The 16,669-nt window shown below is 68.5% G+C and carries 17 protein-coding genes; 11 read left to right on the top strand and 6 right to left on the bottom strand.

What is annotated here, in order from left to right:
* Positions 1 to 244: 244 nt before the first annotated feature.
* The gene (locus HWX09_RS07235; protein WP_027782483.1) at positions 245 to 1,126 is read left to right on the top strand and encodes a Dyp-type peroxidase; all 882 of its coding nucleotides are present in this window, start codon (positions 245 to 247) and stop codon (positions 1,124 to 1,126) included.
* Between the two features lie 126 nt (positions 1,127 to 1,252).
* Here HWX09_RS07235 and HWX09_RS07230 read toward each other — a convergent pair whose 3' ends face one another.
* Both HWX09_RS07230 and HWX09_RS07225 read right to left on the bottom strand, forming a co-directional pair.
* Complete coding sequence (locus HWX09_RS07230) at positions 1,253 to 1,654, bottom strand: OsmC family protein (protein ID WP_027782484.1); 402 nt, start codon at positions 1,652 to 1,654, stop codon at positions 1,253 to 1,255.
* A 117-nt stretch (positions 1,655 to 1,771) separates the two neighbouring features.
* Positions 1,772 to 2,695: a LysR family transcriptional regulator gene (locus HWX09_RS07225; RefSeq protein WP_027782485.1), complete on the bottom strand. Its 924-nt coding sequence runs from the start codon at positions 2,693 to 2,695 to the stop codon at positions 1,772 to 1,774.
* A gap of 495 nt (positions 2,696 to 3,190) precedes the next feature.
* Here HWX09_RS07225 and HWX09_RS07220 point away from each other — a divergent pair, with 495 nt between their 5' ends.
* The 6 genes from HWX09_RS07220 (at position 3,191) to HWX09_RS07195 (ending at position 9,243) form a co-directional block, all read left to right on the top strand.
* The gene (locus HWX09_RS07220; RefSeq protein ID WP_034185270.1) at positions 3,191 to 4,234 is read left to right on the top strand and encodes a helix-turn-helix domain-containing protein; all 1,044 of its coding nucleotides are present in this window, start codon (positions 3,191 to 3,193) and stop codon (positions 4,232 to 4,234) included.
* Positions 4,183 to 5,499, top strand: a complete 1,317-nt coding sequence (locus HWX09_RS07215; RefSeq protein ID WP_027782487.1) for an Nramp family divalent metal transporter — start codon at positions 4,183 to 4,185, stop codon at positions 5,497 to 5,499. Before HWX09_RS07220 ends, HWX09_RS07215 begins: the two co-directional genes overlap by 52 nt.
* 80 nt (positions 5,500 to 5,579) lie before the next feature.
* The gene (locus HWX09_RS07210) at positions 5,580 to 6,170 is read left to right on the top strand and encodes a phosphatase PAP2 family protein (protein WP_027782488.1); all 591 of its coding nucleotides are present in this window, start codon (positions 5,580 to 5,582) and stop codon (positions 6,168 to 6,170) included.
* 491 nt (positions 6,171 to 6,661) lie between these two features.
* On the top strand, positions 6,662 to 7,450 hold the full coding sequence (locus HWX09_RS07205; RefSeq protein ID WP_027782489.1) for an SDR family oxidoreductase: 789 nt from the start codon (positions 6,662 to 6,664) through the stop codon (positions 7,448 to 7,450).
* A gap of 37 nt (positions 7,451 to 7,487) precedes the next feature.
* Entirely contained in the window at positions 7,488 to 8,504 is a 1,017-nt protein-coding gene (locus tag HWX09_RS07200) for an NADP-dependent oxidoreductase (protein WP_027782490.1), read from the top strand.
* Between the two features lie 196 nt (positions 8,505 to 8,700).
* Positions 8,701 to 9,243: a hypothetical protein gene (locus HWX09_RS07195; RefSeq protein WP_027782491.1), complete on the top strand. Its 543-nt coding sequence runs from the start codon at positions 8,701 to 8,703 to the stop codon at positions 9,241 to 9,243.
* Positions 9,244 to 9,289: 46 nt separating this feature from the next.
* Here HWX09_RS07195 and HWX09_RS07190 read toward each other — a convergent pair whose 3' ends face one another.
* From HWX09_RS07190 to HWX09_RS07175, 4 genes are all read right to left on the bottom strand, one after another.
* Complete coding sequence (locus HWX09_RS07190) at positions 9,290 to 10,342, bottom strand: AI-2E family transporter (RefSeq protein ID WP_027782492.1); 1,053 nt, start codon at positions 10,340 to 10,342, stop codon at positions 9,290 to 9,292.
* A gap of 235 nt (positions 10,343 to 10,577) precedes the next feature.
* Positions 10,578 to 11,162, bottom strand: coding sequence for a YSC84-related protein (locus tag HWX09_RS07185; protein ID WP_027782493.1), 585 nt, complete (start codon positions 11,160 to 11,162; stop codon positions 10,578 to 10,580).
* Positions 11,163 to 11,239: 77 nt separating this feature from the next.
* Positions 11,240 to 11,626, bottom strand: a complete 387-nt coding sequence (locus HWX09_RS07180; protein WP_027782494.1) for a DUF883 family protein — start codon at positions 11,624 to 11,626, stop codon at positions 11,240 to 11,242.
* A gap of 284 nt (positions 11,627 to 11,910) precedes the next feature.
* Entirely contained in the window at positions 11,911 to 13,779 is a 1,869-nt protein-coding gene (locus HWX09_RS07175) for an ExeM/NucH family extracellular endonuclease (RefSeq protein ID WP_027782495.1), read from the bottom strand.
* Between the two features lie 206 nt (positions 13,780 to 13,985).
* Between HWX09_RS07175 and HWX09_RS07170 the strand changes: the two genes are divergently transcribed.
* The 4 genes from HWX09_RS07170 to HWX09_RS07155 all read left to right on the top strand — a co-directional run bounded on the left by HWX09_RS07170 (position 13,986) and on the right by HWX09_RS07155 (position 16,593).
* Positions 13,986 to 14,339 carry a YciI family protein gene (locus HWX09_RS07170; protein WP_027782496.1) on the top strand — a complete coding sequence of 118 codons (354 nt, stop codon included), beginning with the start codon at positions 13,986 to 13,988 and terminating at the stop codon, positions 14,337 to 14,339.
* A gap of 125 nt (positions 14,340 to 14,464) precedes the next feature.
* Positions 14,465 to 14,884 (top strand): YciI family protein, encoded by a 420-nt coding sequence (locus HWX09_RS07165; protein WP_027782497.1) that lies wholly within the window; start codon positions 14,465 to 14,467, stop codon positions 14,882 to 14,884.
* 27 nt (positions 14,885 to 14,911) lie between these two features.
* Positions 14,912 to 15,328 (top strand): VOC family protein, encoded by a 417-nt coding sequence (locus tag HWX09_RS07160; protein WP_027782498.1) that lies wholly within the window; start codon positions 14,912 to 14,914, stop codon positions 15,326 to 15,328.
* Complete coding sequence (locus HWX09_RS07155) at positions 15,325 to 16,593, top strand: DUF6596 domain-containing protein (protein ID WP_027782499.1); 1,269 nt, start codon at positions 15,325 to 15,327, stop codon at positions 16,591 to 16,593. Before HWX09_RS07160 ends, HWX09_RS07155 begins: the two co-directional genes overlap by 4 nt.
* Positions 16,594 to 16,669: the final 76 nt, after the last annotated feature.

Genomic DNA, 16,669 nt, shown 5'->3' with positions numbered 1-16,669 from the left:
ACGGTTGAAAGGACGCCGAAAAGACGTGCAATGATTTTATCAGGAGTGTCGCGCGCGCCGCAATGTCTGACGAATGCGACGTTGCGGCGTCGATACGGTTAGTATTCGAGGTTTTGGCCCCTTTTCGCGTACGTTCCGCGATGGCGGGCACGGGCCGGCGGGCGCATCGATTACACTTCGGCGTCCGCGGCGCGCGACGATGCGCGCCCGCCCGGATTCATTCCGAACCATTCCCGAGGAAACGATGAGCGACGTTCAGCAAGGCATCCTGGCTCCGATCGATACGGCAGCCCGATACCTCACTTTCACGATGTCGAATGACGGCAATATCGCCGCGGCGCTGACCGCGCTGCGCGAGATCGCCGACGGACGCGACACGGTCGTCGGCTTCGGGCACGCGCTGGCTGCCTATCTCGGGCATCCGGTGCCGGGTCTGACCGACTATCCGGCGTTCGCGGTGAACGACCGCACGCTGCCGGCGACGCCGGCCGACGTGTGGGTCTGGCTTCGCTCGGACGACCGCGGCGAGATCGTGCTGCGCGCGCGGGCGATCGAACGCGCGCTCGCGCCGGCGTTCGCGCTGCAGGAAGCCGTCGACGGCTTTCGCTATTCGAACGATCGCGACCTGTCCGGCTACGAGGACGGCACCGAGAACCCGGAAGGCGACGACGCGGTGGCCGCGGCGATCGTGACGGGGCAGGGCGCGGGGCTCGACGGTTCGAGCTTCGTCGCGGTGCAGCAGTGGGTGCACGACTTCGACCAGATGGAGCGTATTGCGCCGGGCGACATGGACCACATCGTCGGGCGTCGCCGTTCGGACAACGAGGAACTCGACGACGCGCCCGAATTCGCGCACGTGAAGCGCACCGCGCAGGAGAGCTTCGAGCCCGAGGCGTTCATGCTGCGCCGTTCGTCGCCGTGGTCGGATACGCGCCGCGCGGGCCTCTATTTCGTCGCGTTCGGCTGCTCGTTCCGCGCGTTCGACGTGCAGATGCGCCGCATGAGCGGCGCGGACGACGGGATCGTCGACGGCCTGTTCCGCTTCACGCGGCCGCTGACGGGCGCGTACTTCTGGTGCCCGCCGATGAAGGACGGCAAGCTGGACCTGTCCGCGCTCGGACTGTAAGCGCCGAACCCCATCCGCAAACGGGCGGGCCGCGCATCGTGCGCGGCCCGCCCGTTTTGCTTGTTGCGTGCCGATGCGTGCGGACCGCCACGGCCGGCACGCCAGGCACGCCGGGCACGCGGCGTGTCAGGTCAGCGTCGTTTCGATGCGCGTGCCGCGCTTGATGAACAGCGTCACCGGCGTCTTCTCGCAGATCTCCGCGAGGCGCTGGCGCTGCGCGTCGTCGAGCGGGCCGTCGAGCGTCACGATGCGGCGCACGTATTGCTGGCCGTCGCGATCGGCATGCAGCTCGGTGTGCACGTCGATGCGCACGGCCGGCCACGTCTTGCGCTGCATGTACATGCGCAGCGTCGCGGCCGTGCACTGCGCGAGGCCGGCGAGCACGAGTTCGAACGGCGCCGGCCCGAGGCCCTGGCCGCCTTCGCGCAGCGCTTCGTCGCCGGTCAGCGCGTGCGTGCCGGCCTGCAGCTGGACGACGTAGTTCGGCGCGTCGGCGGCGAGGGTGGCGGCAGCGTGGATGAGCGGCATGGCGAATCTCCGGTAAGCGGGAAAGAGGGGCCGCGTCGACGCGCGGCATGTCGACCGTCAGCATACCGTCTTGCCGGAAAGCGCGGGCGCAGCGTGTTGCGACGACGTTCGACGCAATCAGTCGGCCCTGACGCCGGCACTCCGGCGCACGAGCGCCGCGACGCGTTCGCGCACCCACTGGTGCGCACGGTCGGTTTCGCGCGATTCGTGCCAGTACGCGAGCAGCGGAAACGGCTTCAGCCGCAGCGGCAGCGGCTGCACGGCGATCGGCAGCATCGCGGCCATGCGCAGTGCATACGTGCGCGGCAGCGTCAGCAGCAGATTGCCCGCCGCGGCGATCTGACATGCGGCGAAATAGTGCTGGCAGACGAGCTGGATATGACGCAAGCGTCCGTCGTTGCCGAGCAGCACGTCGAGCGATTGCGGTTCGCCGTGCGACGACACCGCGACGTGCCGGGCGGCGAAATAGTCGCCGCGCCGCAGCGGGCCGCTCGTCAGCGGATGATCGTGCCGCATCGCGACGACCAGCGAATCGTCGAGCAGGTGTTCGGTCGCGATGCGCGGGCCGGTCTGCACGCGGCGATCGACCGCGAGATCGAGGTTGCCCGACGCAAGTTCGCGCTCGATGTCGTGCACCGCGACGCGGCGGCTTACGAAGCGCAGGCCCGGCGCTTCGTCCGCGAACGCGGCGACGATCTGCGGCAGCGCGATCGATTCGAGCACGTCGCGGATGCCGACCGCGATGCTCAGGTCGAGCGTCGCCGGATCGAACGCCGCCGGGTCGCGCGCGGTGCGTTGCAGGCCGGCGAGGTGGAGCTGCACGTCCGCGATGATCGCGCGCGTGCGCTCGGTCGGCACGATGCGGTTGCCCTGGCGCACGAACAGCGGATCGTCGAAATGCGCGCGCAGCCGGTTGAGCGCATGCGTGACGGCCGGCTGCGTCAGATGCAGCGCGCGGGCGGCCGCACCTATGCCGCCGTGCACGTAGACGGCGTCGAACACGCGGAACAGGTTCAGGTCGAGACGGTGATCGGCGGGCACGGAGCGCGGGCGGCGTGGTGAAGGACGGATCGATTCTAAAGGATGCGCGGGCAACGGATGCGCGGGTCGGCATACGCGGCGCTCGCTCCTGTTCGATGGATGTCGATGCGTGTCGATGCCGTTCGCGCCGATACGCGAGCGTCCGCTTGACCGCTGCGCAACGCCATCGAACACGCACGTCATTAAGCATGACCGTCGCAATAATCTACCGTATCGCATACGCGATTCCATGTCGGCATACCGGCGGTGCGCGGCAGCCTGTAGTAATCCGCCATCATGCTGTCCCCGTCGGCCATTTCGCGCCAAAGGCACTACCCGTTCGGCTAAGATGCCGTCGCTTCATATTTCGGGATAGCCGTCCTGTCGCACGCATTCAAACCAAATATAAGCCTGACAGTTCGACGGTATTAGAAGAAGTCGAACAAGTCGGGGGCTTGGCCAGTGAATGCAGCAGATCAGCGGTGGGTCGTTATCTATTTGAGTACGGGGTTTTCGTTGGCCCAGGCCGCGCGTCTCGGCGAGGCCTTCAATCTGGCGAATCGCCTGCATGGATACGGCGTGGATTACCAGCTTAAGTACGTGTCCGAAAGCGGGGGGCTGTTGCAGTCGTCGTCTGGCGTGAGAATCGCGGCCGATCCGCTCGGCGACGAACACAGCCGCCGTGCGCTCGCGTTCTTTCATCTTCATGGCGACCGCGCGGCCGTCAACTGGGACGACGCATTGCAGCGACGCCTGGCCGACATTCGTCAGCATGCGCGCTGGATCGTCGACGCGATGGATCTGCCCGCGCTCGCCGCCACGCGGCGGCCGTCGTCGTCGATCGACGTGCGGCCGGGCAGGGCCGGGCGCGCCGCCGCCACGACGATCGAATCGCGGCCCGGCGAGACCGACGTGTTCGCCGCCGCGCTCGACATGTTCCGCGCCGACCTCGGCGACGGCGCCGCGCAGGAGATCGCCAGCAACATGATGCGGCCGGTCGAGCAGCGCTACGTGCAGTCGATGTGGGCGTTCCGCGAACTGAGCGCGAGCCCGTCGATCCGGATGTCCGCGCAGCGGCTGCGCGCGCAGAGCGTGAACCGCATCTCGATTGCGAACGCCGCGCACGCGGCCGCGATGAGCGAGCGCAATTTCCTGCGGCGCTTCAAGAAGGAAATCGGCGTGACGCCGACCGAGTTCGTCCAGCACGTGCGGCTCGAACGTGCGTGCCACATGCTGATCCATACGACGCTGCCGGCCGACAAGGTCGCGCGGCGCACCGGGCTCGGCAGCGGCGAGCGGCTCGCGAAGCTGTTTCGCCAGCGCCTGTTGATGTCGCCTACCGAATTTCGCGTCACCGAACGGGAAAAAATCCTCGCGCACGGCGCGGCGTCGCCCGATTCGAACGACGGGCGCGCCGCCGCGTGTTGCGACGCGTGCGTGACAGAGCGCGGAAAAACGGGCCGGATACCCGTAGAATCGTCGTGTCGCGATCTCGATTCCCGGTTTCCATGCCCTTCCTCCCCACCACCGCCACCGCCCCTTTCTGCCCGTCGGAAGTAAAGGGCAGCATCACGATCGACGCCGCCGCGCCGCGCTGGCAGAAGCTCAGGCGTTTTTTCGGCCCCGGCCTGCTGGTCGCGATCGGCTACATGGATCCCGGCAACTGGGCGACCGATATCCAGGCCGGCTCGCAGTTCGGCTATTCGTTGCTGTGGGTCGTCGCGTTCTCGAGCCTCGCGGCGATCTTCCTGCAGATGCTCGCGGCGCGGCTCGGCCTCGTCGCGGGCAAGGATCTCGCGCAAGCCAGCTACGACCGTTACGGCCGCCTTGGCCGCGTCGTGCAGTGGATCACCGCCGAAGTGTCGATCATCGCGTGCGACATCGCGGAAGTGCTCGGCTGCGCGCTCGCGTTCAAGCTGCTGCTCGGCGTGCCGCTCGCGTGGGGCGTCGTGCTGACCGCGCTCGACACGGTGATCGTGCTCGGCCTGCAGGGCAAGGGGGTCCGGCAGATCGAGGCGATCGTGCTCGGGCTGATCGCGACGATGGCGTTCTGCTTCGTCGCGCAGGTGGCGATCACGCCGCCCGACTGGCATGCGGTGGTGGGCGGGCTCGTGCCGGGCGATCCCGGTCACGACCGCAAGGATGCGATCGTGCTCGCGCTCGGCATCGTCGGCGCGACGATCATGCCGCACAACCTGTACCTGCATTCGTCGGTCGTGCAGACGCGGCACGTGGTCGGCGGCGCGCGCGGCGTGATCCGCGACACGCTCGCCATCGTGCGCATCGATACCATCGTGTCGCTGTTCGTCGCGATGCTCGTCAATGCGGCGATCCTCGTCGTCGCGGGCGCGGCATTCCATGCGACCGGCCAGCACAACGTGACCGACATCGAGCAGGCGTACCGGCTGATCACGCCGATCGCGGGCGGCGCGGCCGCGCTGTTGTTCGGTATCGCGCTGCTCGCGTCGGGGCAAAGCTCGACGCTGACCGGCACGATCGCCGGCCAGGTCATCATGGACGGTTTCCTGCATACGAAGATCCCGTGCTACCAGCGTCGACTGATCACGCGCGGGCTCGCGCTCGTGCCGGCGCTGATCGGCGTGCTGTGGCTCGGCGACGGCTCGGTCGGGCAACTGCTCGTGTGGAGCCAGGTGCTGCTGAGCCTGCAGTTGCCGTTCGCGATGTGGCCGCTGATCCGCTCGGTCAGCGACCGCGGCACGATGGGCGAACATGCGATCGGGCGCGGGATGCAGGTGGTCGCCTGGGCGCTGTTCGCCGTGATCACCGGCACGAACCTGCTGTTGATTACCGGTGTCGCGGGTTGATACAGCCTGTCACAGGCTGACACAGGTGCGCCGCGCGCATGCGGTAAACTGCGGCCTTTCGATCGTCCCCGAAGTCCGTCATGTGGAGTGAAATCAGCAACATCGGCGATGCCGCGCTGACCTTGCCGATCGCGCTGACCTGCGCGGCATGGCTCGCGCTGACCGACTGGCGCCTCGCCGCCCGCTGGGGCGTGCTGCTGGCCGCCGCCATGGGCGTCGTCGGCGCCACGAAGATCCTGTATGCCGGATGCGGCATCGAGTTGCCCCAGTTCGATTTCCGCGTGATCAGCGGCCATACGATGCTGTCGACGTCCGTGTGGACAGTCGCGCTGTCGATGCTGTGGCAGGCGTTCCGGCCGGGCAAGGCGCCCGGTATCGCGGCCGGGCTGGCCGTCGGCGCGATCACGGCCGTCGCGCGCGTGTTCGATCATTCGCACACCGTGCCGGAAGTCGTCGTCGGCTGGATGCTCGGCGCGCTGGTCGCGCTGGTGTTCCTGCGCGGCTACGACGGCGCGCGGCAGCGCGCGTTCTCGCCGCGCGTCGCGGCCGTCTGCCTGCTGCTCGTGTCGGGCATCGCGTACGGGCACCGTGCGCCGTTCCAGCAGATGATCGACACGCATTCGCCGCAACTCTGCGCATTCGTGCGCGCGCCGTCGGGCGACGGATTCTGACGGTCGCCGACGGCGGACGCTCCGGCGCCGCCTGCCTGGCGCCTTCTTGCCTCGGCGTTCGTCCGGCGCTTTCCGGCGGGTCGCACGATTCCACGCCGGATCCTCTTCCCGATTGCGTTCTTCCCCGTGCGCAACGCAACACCCGTTTTCCCGCTAATCGACTAGCCGACGCAGCCCATCCGACGGGCCGCGCCGAGCGGTTTGCGCATGGGCGCCGGCACGTGCAAGTCATGAACGACGCCTATGACTGGGCATAACGAATATTCATTTCATCGATTGGCGGCATTCGCGTACGCTGGCTGTCGTTTCACCGCGGGCAAGCCGCCCGGCCGGTTCGGCGTGCGTCCAGGTTATCTCGATATACTCGCGGGAACCGTGCGTTGCGTCGCCATGTCGGCACACCCGCGACCGGCACACGTCGGCTGGAAGATGCACGGCAACCCCGTCGCGGCAGCGTTCCGCGACGACGATTCACGACAGGAGGAGGTCACATGACAATCGTTTTTCCGCGCCTCGCCGGCAAGTGCGCCTACATCACGGGCGCCGCGGGCGGCCTCGGCCGTGCGATCGCGCGCCGGATGGTCGAGCAGGGCGCGCGCGTGTTCCTGACCGACATCGCGGAAGCGGCGGTGCTCGATGCGTTCGCGCAGGAACTCAACGCGGGCCATGCGACGCCGGTCGCGTTCGCCGCAACCCAGGACGTGCGCGACGAAGCGCGCTGGCAGGCGCTGCTCGCGCAGGCGACCGATGCGATGGGCGGGCTGTCGGTGCTGGTCAACAACGCGGGCGTCGGCTCGATCGGCTCGCCCGCGCAAATCGAGCTGGACGAATGGCGGCGCGTGATGGCGGTCAACGTCGAGAGCATCATGCTCGGCTGCAAGCATGCGCTGTCGTATCTGGCCGAGAGCCATCCCGCGTCGATCATCAACATTTCGTCGGTCGCGGCGTTCAAGGTCGAACCGGACTTCACCGCGTACAACACGTCGAAGGCGGCGGTCGCGTCGCTGACGAAGTCGGTCGCGATCGACTGCGCGCGCCGCGAGATCGACGTGCGCTGCAATTCGATTCACCCGGCGTTCATCCGCACGGGGATCGTCGAGCCGCTGTTCCAGTCGCTCGGCGAACGCGACGCGACGCGCAAGCTCGCGCGCGGCATTCCGCTGCGCCGGCTCGGCGAGCCGGACGACGTCGCGCACGCGGCCGTGTATCTGGCGTCCGACGAGAGCCGCTTCGTGACGGCCGCCGAACTCGTGATCGACGGCGGCATGTGCGCGGTCTGACGCGTATCCCGAACCATAACGATTGGAGGAGAACATCATGTCGACACCCGTGAATCGCCAGCTGCTGCTGAAGACGCGCCCGGAAGGGCGGGTCGGCCGCGAACACTTCTCGCTCGTCGAGACGCCGGTGCCGGCGCTCGCCGACGGCGAGGTGCTCGCGCGCGTGCTGTATCTGTCGATGGACCCGACCAACCGCGTATGGATGAGCGACGTGCCGCAGTACCTGCCGCCCGTCGCGATCGGCGAGGTGATGCGCGCGCTCGGTATCGGCCGCGTGGTCGCGTCGCGCCATGCGGGTTTCGCGGAAGGCGATCTCGTGCAGGGGCTCGTCGGCTGGCAGGACTATGCGGTCGTGCCGGCCGAGCAGGCCGCGCAGCTCGTGAAGCTGCCCGCGCAGTCGGGCCTGCCGCTGCCGACGCTGCTCGGCGCATGCGGGATGAGCGGGCTGACCGCGTACTACGGGCTGACCGACATCGCGCCGGTGCAGCCGGGCGAAACGCTCGTCGTGTCGGCGGCGGCCGGCTCGGTCGGCTCGATCGCCGGGCAGATCGGCAAGATCCACGGCGCACGGGTGGTCGGCATCGCGGGCGGCGCGGACAAGTGCCGCTACCTGACCGAGACGCTCGATTTCGACGCGGCCGTCGACTACAAGGCCGACGATTTCCGCCAGCAACTGAAGGCGGCGACGCCGGACGGCGTGCACGTGAACTTCGAGAACGTCGGCGGCGAGGTGATGCGCGCGGTGCTGTCGCGGATGGTGATCGGCGGACGCGTCGCGCTGTGCGGCGTGATCTCGAACTACAACAGCGGCCGCGCGGCCGACGACGTCGGCGTGCTGATCTCGAAGCGGCTGACGATGCGCGGCTTCCTGATCCTCGACTACCGCAAGAGCCGCGAAGCCGTGCAGACGCTCGCGGGCTGGCTGCGCGACGGCCGCCTCAAGGCCGAGGAAACCGTGGCCGACGGTCTCGAAAACGCGCCCGACGTGCTGAACCGCCTGTTCGACGGCGACCATCGCGGCAAGCTCGTGCTGCGCGTCGATCCGGACGCGTGACGGGCATGCGACATCGGTCGCGTCGGGCCGCGCGGCCGTGTCGACCGCGCTGAGTTCGATCCATCCGGCTGAAGTTTAGGACTTGTCCCATATATTGTCCGGGCCGCTCTCCCTACAGTGATTGCCAGTACACAGGCGGCGTGACCGACGCGTCACGCCGCCTGTTTTTCCGGTAACGCGGCAGAGGAGAGGGAACATGCGCGACAACGCGAAGCGATCGGCAACGGCAACCGCCACGGCCACGGCCACGGCCACGGCCACGGCAGTGGGCGCCGCAGTCGTGCGGAGGATGGTGTTCGGGCTCGGTGTCGTACTCGCGATGTCGAATGCAATGCCGAACGCGATGGCGGCTGGACAGCCCACGCCGGATGGCGTCGTGCGGTTCACCGGTTCGCTCGTCGATCTCTACGACGTGACGCTCGATGCGCCGGCGGGCGTGCAGATCGACGCGCTGGCGGCGGCCGACGGCGCGGCAACGGCCACGCTCCGGTTCGATGCGCATGGCCGGCATCTGGCCGGTGCGCAGGTGGCGCTGGTCGGGCCCGACGGCGCGCCGTTCGCGTCGGACGGCGGCGCGGCGGTGCGTGTGACGTGGCGCGATGCGCGCGACGAACGAAGCGTGCGGCTGGCGCCGGGCCGGGTTCATCGCGTCGGGCCGTACGGCGGCGTGATGACGGTCGCGGCGGATGAAGCAACGGGCGCCGCGGCGCCCGTCGTGATCCATATCCGTCATCCTTGATCGGCGCTTTCCGCATGCGTGCGGATCGCCGGCGGCCGGCCGCGCGTCATTCGCCCTGTTCGGCGCGCGCGTAGATATCCCAGCTCGCCATGAACAGCGCGGCGACGAGCGGCCCGATCACGAAGCCGTTGATGCCGAACAAGGCCATCCCGCCGAGCGTCGAGATCAGCACGACCCAGTCGGGCATCTTCGTGTCCTTGCCGACGAGGATCGGGCGCAGCAGGTTGTCGACGAGGCCGATCACGCCGACGCAGAACACGACGAGGATCACGCATTTCCAGACCGCGCCGATCATCAGGAGGTAGAGCGCGGCCGGCACCCACACGAGGCCCGCGCCGATCGCGGGCAGCAGCGACAGGAACGCCATCAACGCCCCCCACAGCACGACGCCCTCGATCCCGAGGATCCAGAAGATCAGGCCGCCGAGCGCACCCTGCACGAGCGCGACCGCGATGTTGCCCTTCACGGTCGCGCGCACGACCGTCGTGAATTTCGCGAGCAGCAGGTTCTTGTGCTCGTCGTCGAGCGGCAGCGCGCGGCGCACGCGGCGGCCGATCTCGCCGCCGTCGCGCAGCAGGAAGAACACCATGTACAGCATCACGCCGAAGCTCACGATGAACTGGAACGTGTTCTGGCCGATGCTGAGCGCCTGGGTGGCCGCGAACTGGCTGATCTGCGCGGCGCCGTCTGTCAGCTTCTTCTGGATGCCCGGGATGTTGGTCAGCCCGTATTTCTGCAGCAGATGCTGGATCGACGACGGCAGTGCGTGAATGATGTCCTGGAAGTACTGCGAATAGTTCGGCTGCGCGGTCTTGATTTCCTGGTACACGTACGCGATTTCCTGCACGAGCGTCCCGGCGACGAACACGAGCGGCAGGATCACGATCAGGATGATCAACGACAACGTGACGAGCGCGGCCAGATTGCGCCGCTTGCCGAAGCGCGCGGCCAGCCAGCGCTGCACGGGCTGGAACAGGATCGCGAGAATGGTGCCCCAGAACACGGCGCCGAAGAACGGTGCGAGGATCCAGCAGAGTCCGACGGTGACCGCGAACAGCAGGAAATATAAAAATTTTTGGTGGTCTTGTCCGCTATCCATGGGAGACATTCGCGCAGATTGATGCGTGGTTTGATTGAATCGCGTTGCCCTGTGCGCGATCGGTTCGCGAACGTCACGGGTTCGCGGCCAAATGCGCGGCGGGGCGGCCCATGCGGAGTATGCCCGCAAAGGTGCCGCCATCATAGCCGCTGCGTGAGACACATGCGAAAACGCCGCGGCCGGGGCCGCGGCGCTGCCGGGAAGCGAACGCGGCGCGAGGCCGCGTGCCGCGTCGTCAGATGTGGAGCTTGGTGACCTTCGTGCCGTTCACCGACAGGTCACCCATCAGGCCCGCGTTGGTCAGGACCAGCACTTCCACCGGTGCGGTGGCCGTGGTGGTGTCGACCGCGCCGTTCGCGCCGACCTTCACGACCGCGACCGACGCGTCGGCGCCGGCCGACCAGCCTTCCGACTTGCGGAACGAGTCGAGCGCATCCTGCGTCATGAACAGGAACACGACCGCCTTCGACTGCGCGCCGGCCTGCAGCCCGACCGACAGCGACGACGTGTTGTAGTAGCCGACGGTACTGCCGCCGACGCGCAGCGCGCCGTTGCCGGACTGGGCGCCGACGATGAAGCCGGCCTGCAGCACGTTCGGGAACACGAGGACGCCGCGTGCTTTCGAGACCAGATCGCGCGAGCCCGGGACCGTCGAATACAGGCGCGACAGCGTTGCATTCACGCTGGCGTCGATCGACTGGCGTTTCGACGCACTGGCCGCCGCGCTATCGGGTTTGTCGGACGTGGTCGTGCAACCGGCGAGGGCGAGGCTGCCGAGCATCACGGCAGCGGCGGCTTTCATGGCGAGGGATTTCTGCATGGCGGTTTCTCCTTCGTTGTCTGATTGAGGACGGACGGTGCGGGCAGCGGGGCGGGCGGCGGTGCCGGTAGCCCCGTTCAACGGCGGGAAAGGAGCAGCCCTGCGACGAACGCGAGGCCAGCGACGACGCCGGCGGTCTGCCACGGATTCTCGTGCACGACCTGCGACATGCGTTCGGCCGAATCGCGCAGCCGGGCGGCCGCGCTGCCCGATGCGTAGTCGAGCGCGCCGCGCGCTTCGTCGATCCGGGATTGGATGCGCTTGCGCAACGCGGCGATATCGCCATCGCCATCGTTTTTCAGCAAATCTTCCAGTTCATCGACCAGCCCGCGCAGATCGTCGCTCACGTCGGTTTGCAGATCGCGGGCGGCGGAGCGGGTCGTACGGCCAACGCGTCGGCCGGTGCGGCGGATGTCGGACAAGCCGCGGTCGAGCTTGTGTTCGATCGAGTCGGTAAGCGCCATGGTGTTTATCCTCCTTTGATTCCAGGCTAATTTGAAGATAAGACGAATCCCAGCAACTAGTGTGATTCACTTGATCCGCCCGAGTTTCGAGACAAATTTTCAATTCGTCGGCGGGATCGCCGGAAAGCCCCGTCACGCGGGGCGGGGCGGTGGTTGAAAAAATTTCGCGTCTCGGACGAGGCAGCATGTCGAGCAGCGGATCGCAGTGAAGGCCCGGTAAATATGGCGTTGCCGGCCCATCAGGTAAATAGTGCCGTTGCAGGTCGCGTACTGATGCAATTGCACTAATCCACACCGGATCGAGGCGCACGATTCGTGCCCGGAGCCGATTGCACCCCGCTGCCGTCCAGCGCGACGTCGATGACGACGGGATCGTGGTCCGACGAGCGGTAGGCGTCGGGCGCGTAATAAGCCGACCGTCGCGCGGACGTTTTGTAATCGGGCACGGGTTGCAGGACGAGCGGTTCATCCGCGTTGATGTGCCAGATCTGCACGGCCTTCACGCGCGCGGCGAGGGGCGGCGTGGCAAGCGCATGGTCGAGACTGCCGGCTTCGCCGCGAAATACGTAGCTGTACGCAGCATCGCCGACGAAGCGCGCAACCAGGTTCGCGTAGCCGCGCGCTTCCAGCGCGCGCACCGGGTCTTCCTTCGCATAACTGTTCAGGTCGCCGATCAGCAGCACGCCATTGGCCGCGATGCCCGTCGGCGAGGTGGCGAGCCAGTCGGCGACGCGCGCGGCCGCCTCGGTACGCGCCGCATTCCAGCAGCCCTGGCCGTCGGACTGGTCGAGATCGGCGCCGCTCGCATGCGGGCAGTTCTTCGACTTCAGGTGATTGACCGCGACCGTGAACGCGCGCGTGCCGCCGATGCGCCGGAACGTCCGCGCGAGCGGCGGGCGGTGCCGGCCGCCGAGTGCGACGGTGGCGGCGCGCCCGACCGGCTCGACCGTGCGGCTGTCGTACAGCAGCGCGACCGCGATCGCATCGCGGCCCAGCCGCGCGGTGCCGGGATCGACCGCGCGCCAGCCGTCGCCGAGTTGCGCGGCGAGACGCCTCGCGGCGCTCGCGTCGCCGTGGCCGTTGTTCGCGATTTCCATCAGTCCGATCACGTCGGCGCGCAGCGCGCGCAACGCCGCGACGATCTTCGCTTCCTGCCGCGCGAACGCGGCAGGCGTTTTCGCGCCGCGGTCGGCCGGCGCGCCGAATCCGCCGCCACGGCCGTCGCCGTTGAAATAATTGAAGACATTGAACGATACGACGCGCACGTCGGCATCGGGATGCCGGGCCGGTGCCGCGGTACGCGGGTTCGCGGCGGCGTCGAATACCGGTGGCGTGCCGGCCACCGGTTGCAGCCGCCATGCGCCGTAGCGCAACTCGAGCACGCCTTCGACGCCGCGTACCGTGTAGCCCGCGCGCAGCGTGTTGGCGGCGCTCAGCGCGGGCGGCGGATAGCGGACGGTCGCCGGGTCGCGGCGGCTCGAACCGTCGTCGAGCACGATGCGGTTCAGCGCGTTGGCTGCCGCCTGCGCGGCAGCGTCGGCCGGCAGCGCGACCTGGGTCGGTACGCGCAGCCGGCCGTTGCTCAGCACGATGCTGCCGTAGCGGCCGAGTTCGTGGGTATCGCTGACCGTCAGCGTTTGCGGCAGGCGTACGCGCATGGCTTCGTGCGCGGCCAGGACGGCGGGCGACGAGACCGGCAGCGCGAGCACCGCCGGCGTGACCGTCTGCCCGCGCGCACACACGGTCACGCGGCCTGACAGCGTGAACTGCGTGCGGCCGTATTGCTCGTCGACCCTGCCGGTCAGATGCACGAGATCGCCGGGTTCGGCGCGCGCGCTCGGCGCGTGGACGAACAGGCCTTCCGAAACGCCCGGCCGGCGTTGCCGCTGCGCGTCGGCCTGCTGGACGAAGAAGCCGCCCAGGCCGTCGGCGCCGCCGAACGCCGCGGTGACGACCGCTTCGATCGACGTCGTTTGCCCGGCGAGCGGCGACGGCCGGCCGGCGCGGCGGATCTCGGTAATCGCCGTGGCCGCGCCGCCGCAGCCGCTGCTGAGCGGCGGTGCGGCGGCCAGCCGGGCGAAGAGGGGCGCGCAGAGCACGACGGACAACGCCACGAGCAGCGCAACGGCAAACAGGGGGAGCGGGCGTGACATGAGACGGTCCACGGGATGAGAATCCGACAGTTCGGGACCGCATCTTGAAGGCAAAATGTCAGGCTGCGGCCGAAATGGCCGTCCGGCCAGTGCCGGTTGGCCAACGATGCGGCAAGCCGCCCCGCGGCTGTTACGCTTTCGCATCGAGCGTCGCATGCCGCTCACCCGGCGCATGCCGCAGCACCCCGTCCCCACAGGAGAAATCCATGTCTTACATGCTGTTGATTGTCGAACCGACCGAACAGCGCGCCGAGCGCACGCTCGACGAAGGTCAGGCGCTCTACGCGCGGATGGTCGATTTCGCCGAGTCGTTGAAGGCGCGCGGCGTGCTGCGCGGCGTCGAGTCGCTGGAGCGGTCCGAGCGCGGCACGCGCGTGCAGGTGCGCGACGGCGAGACGCGCCTGCTCGACGGCCCGTTCGCGGAGGCGAAGGAGATGATCGGAGGCTTCTTCCTCGTCGACGTCGACACGCGCGAAGAAGCGATCGAGATCGCGCGCCAGTGCCCGGCCGCGCAATGGTGCACGGTCGAAGTGCGCGCGGTCGGCCCGTGCTTCCTGTGAGCATCACGACTCGGTATTTACCCTGATTCGTCGTGGCGCGTGTCGATCCGGCCGTCTTCCGCCCGTCGTCCGGGTAAGGCGCCGCGGAACGGGCGCCGCCATCCACCGACGACAAGGAGTGAACGATGCGATTCATGATCATGATCCGGGCGAACGCCGTCAGCGAATCCGACGCGTTGCCGGACAACCGGCTGGTCGAGGCCATGACGGTCTATCACGAGGAACTGGCGAAGGCCGGCGTGCTGCTCGACGCCAACGGCCTGAGGCCGAGTGCCCACGGCTGGCGCGTGCGCTATACGGGCGGCAAGGGCACGGTGATCGACGGCCCGTTCGCCGAAACGAAGGAACTGATCGCCGGCTATACGCTGATCCAGGTGCGTTCGCGCGACGAAGCGCTCGAATGGACGCGCCGGTTCCCCGCGCCGTTCGGCGCCGAGCTCGATTGCGAGATCGAGGTGCGGCCGCTGTTCGAGCTCGACGACCTCACGCCGAGCGAGGCGGTCGAGCGGTTCCGCGATCTCCACGTCGGCCGTAGCCACGCCTGAATCCACCCTCACTGGGAGCACCCCGTCATGCACAAGATGGTTTTCATCAATCTGCCGGTAGCCGACTTGCCGCGCGCGAAGACGTTCTATCAGGCGCTCGGCTTCGAGGTCGTGCCGGCCTATACCAACGATCAGGCCGCCTGCATCCGGATCAGCGACACGATCTTCGCGATGCTCCTCGTGCGGCCGTTTTTCCAGACCTTCACCGACAAGACCATCATCGATCCGGCGACGCACATCCAGGTGTTGTCGTGCCTGTCGTGCGACAGCCGCGCCGAAGTCGACGCGATCGTCGCGAAAGCGCTGGCGGCCGGCGGGACCGCGCCGCAGGCGCCGCGCGAGTACCCGAACATGTACGGCCACGGGTTCACCGATCCGGACGGCCACACGTGGGAACTGATGGCCATGCCGCTGGATGCGTCCGCCCAGGGGCAGGCGTCGTGACGCATGAGGCGACTCATCGTGCGATCGAAGCGGTCTGGCGAATCGAGGCGCCGAAGATCATCGCGCGCGCCGCGCGCGTGGTGCGCGACGTCGGCGTGGCCGAGGAACTGGCGCAGGACACGCTCGTCGCCGCGCTCGAGCACTGGCCCGTCGACGGCGTGCCCGACAATCCGGCCGCCTGGCTGATGACGGCCGTGAAGCGTCGCGCGCTCGACCGGGTCCGGCAGGAGTCGCTTCATGCGGCGAAGCGCGACCAGCTTGGTCACGAGATGGACGCGCTCGACGCGCATGTCGTCCCCGATATCGCGGATGCACTCGCCGACGCGCGCGACGACGACATCGGCGACGACCTGCTGCGGCTGATCTTCACGTCGTGCCACCCGGTGCTGTCGACCGACGCGCGCGTCGCGCTGACGCTGCGGCTGCTCGGCGGGCTGACGACGGGCGAGATCGCCCGGGCGTTCCTGACGCCCGAGCCGACGATCGCGCAGCGGATCGTGCGCGCGAAGCGCACGCTCGCGGCGGCGCACGTGCCGTTCGAGGTGCCGGCCGCCGATGCGCGGCCCGCGCGGCTCGCCTCGGTGCTCGAAGTGATCTACCTCGTGTTCAACGAAGGCCATGCGGCGACGGCGGGCGACGACTGGATGCGTCCGTCGCTATGCGACGAGGCGTTGCGGCTCGGCCGCGTGCTGGCCGGGCTCGCGCCGGACGAAAGCGAAGTGCTCGGGCTCGTCGCGCTGATGGAGCTGCAGGCGTCGCGCATGCATGCACGCGTCGACGCGCAGGGCCGGCCCGTGCTGCTGCTCGACCAGGACCGCAGCCGCTGGGATCCGTTGCTGATCCGGCGCGGCCTCGCGGCGCTGGAGCGGGCGACGAAGCTCGGCGGCGTGCGCGGACCGTATGCGCTGCAGGCCGCGCTCGCCGCGTGCCACGCGCGGGCGCGGCACGCTTCGGACACGGACTGGGCGCAGATCGTCGCACTGTATGACGCGCTCGCCGAAGTCGCGCCGTCGCCGGTCGTCGAGCTGAATCGCGCGGTCGCGGTGGGGATGGCGTTCGGGCCGGCCGCAGCGCTCGAACTCGTCGACGTGCTGCGCGACGATCCGGCGCTTGCGCGCTATCACTGGCTGCCGAGCGTGCGCGGCGATCTGCTCGCGAAGCTCGGCCGCGCCGACGAGGCCAAGCTGGAGTTCCGCCGCGCGGCGGAACTGACGCGCAACGAGCGTGAGCGCGAACTGCTGCTCAGGCGCGCGATGGATGCGTGATGCCTGGCGCATGACGATCGCGGTGCCCGCGGCGCCAGTCTTCCGGCCATTCGCCGCGTTGCGCCCCGACACTATC

Source organism: Burkholderia sp. BCC1208, from assembly GCF_902833095.1.
Lineage (GTDB): Bacteria > Pseudomonadota > Gammaproteobacteria > Burkholderiales > Burkholderiaceae > Burkholderia.
Note: the sequence above shows the minus strand (reverse complement) of the source record. Positions and strands in the feature narration are given on the sequence as shown.

Coding starts and splice junctions, on each gene's coding strand:
- HWX09_RS07235 (WP_027782483.1), top strand. CDS start 245: ATGAGCGACGTTCAGCAAGGCATCCTGGCTCCGATCGATACGGCAGCC.
- HWX09_RS07230 (WP_027782484.1), bottom strand. CDS start 1,654: ATGCCGCTCATCCACGCTGCCGCCACCCTCGCCGCCGACGCGCCGAAC.
- HWX09_RS07215 (WP_027782487.1), top strand. CDS start 4,183: ATGCCCTTCCTCCCCACCACCGCCACCGCCCCTTTCTGCCCGTCGGAA.
- HWX09_RS07210 (WP_027782488.1), top strand. CDS start 5,580: ATGTGGAGTGAAATCAGCAACATCGGCGATGCCGCGCTGACCTTGCCG.
- HWX09_RS07205 (WP_027782489.1), top strand. CDS start 6,662: ATGACAATCGTTTTTCCGCGCCTCGCCGGCAAGTGCGCCTACATCACG.
- HWX09_RS07200 (WP_027782490.1), top strand. CDS start 7,488: ATGTCGACACCCGTGAATCGCCAGCTGCTGCTGAAGACGCGCCCGGAA.
- HWX09_RS07195 (WP_027782491.1), top strand. CDS start 8,701: ATGCGCGACAACGCGAAGCGATCGGCAACGGCAACCGCCACGGCCACG.
- HWX09_RS07190 (WP_027782492.1), bottom strand. CDS start 10,342: ATGGATAGCGGACAAGACCACCAAAAATTTTTATATTTCCTGCTGTTC.
- HWX09_RS07185 (WP_027782493.1), bottom strand. CDS start 11,162: ATGCAGAAATCCCTCGCCATGAAAGCCGCCGCTGCCGTGATGCTCGGC.
- HWX09_RS07180 (WP_027782494.1), bottom strand. CDS start 11,626: ATGGCGCTTACCGACTCGATCGAACACAAGCTCGACCGCGGCTTGTCC.
- HWX09_RS07175 (WP_027782495.1), bottom strand. CDS start 13,779: ATGTCACGCCCGCTCCCCCTGTTTGCCGTTGCGCTGCTCGTGGCGTTG.
- HWX09_RS07170 (WP_027782496.1), top strand. CDS start 13,986: ATGTCTTACATGCTGTTGATTGTCGAACCGACCGAACAGCGCGCCGAG.
- HWX09_RS07165 (WP_027782497.1), top strand. CDS start 14,465: ATGCGATTCATGATCATGATCCGGGCGAACGCCGTCAGCGAATCCGAC.
- HWX09_RS07160 (WP_027782498.1), top strand. CDS start 14,912: ATGCACAAGATGGTTTTCATCAATCTGCCGGTAGCCGACTTGCCGCGC.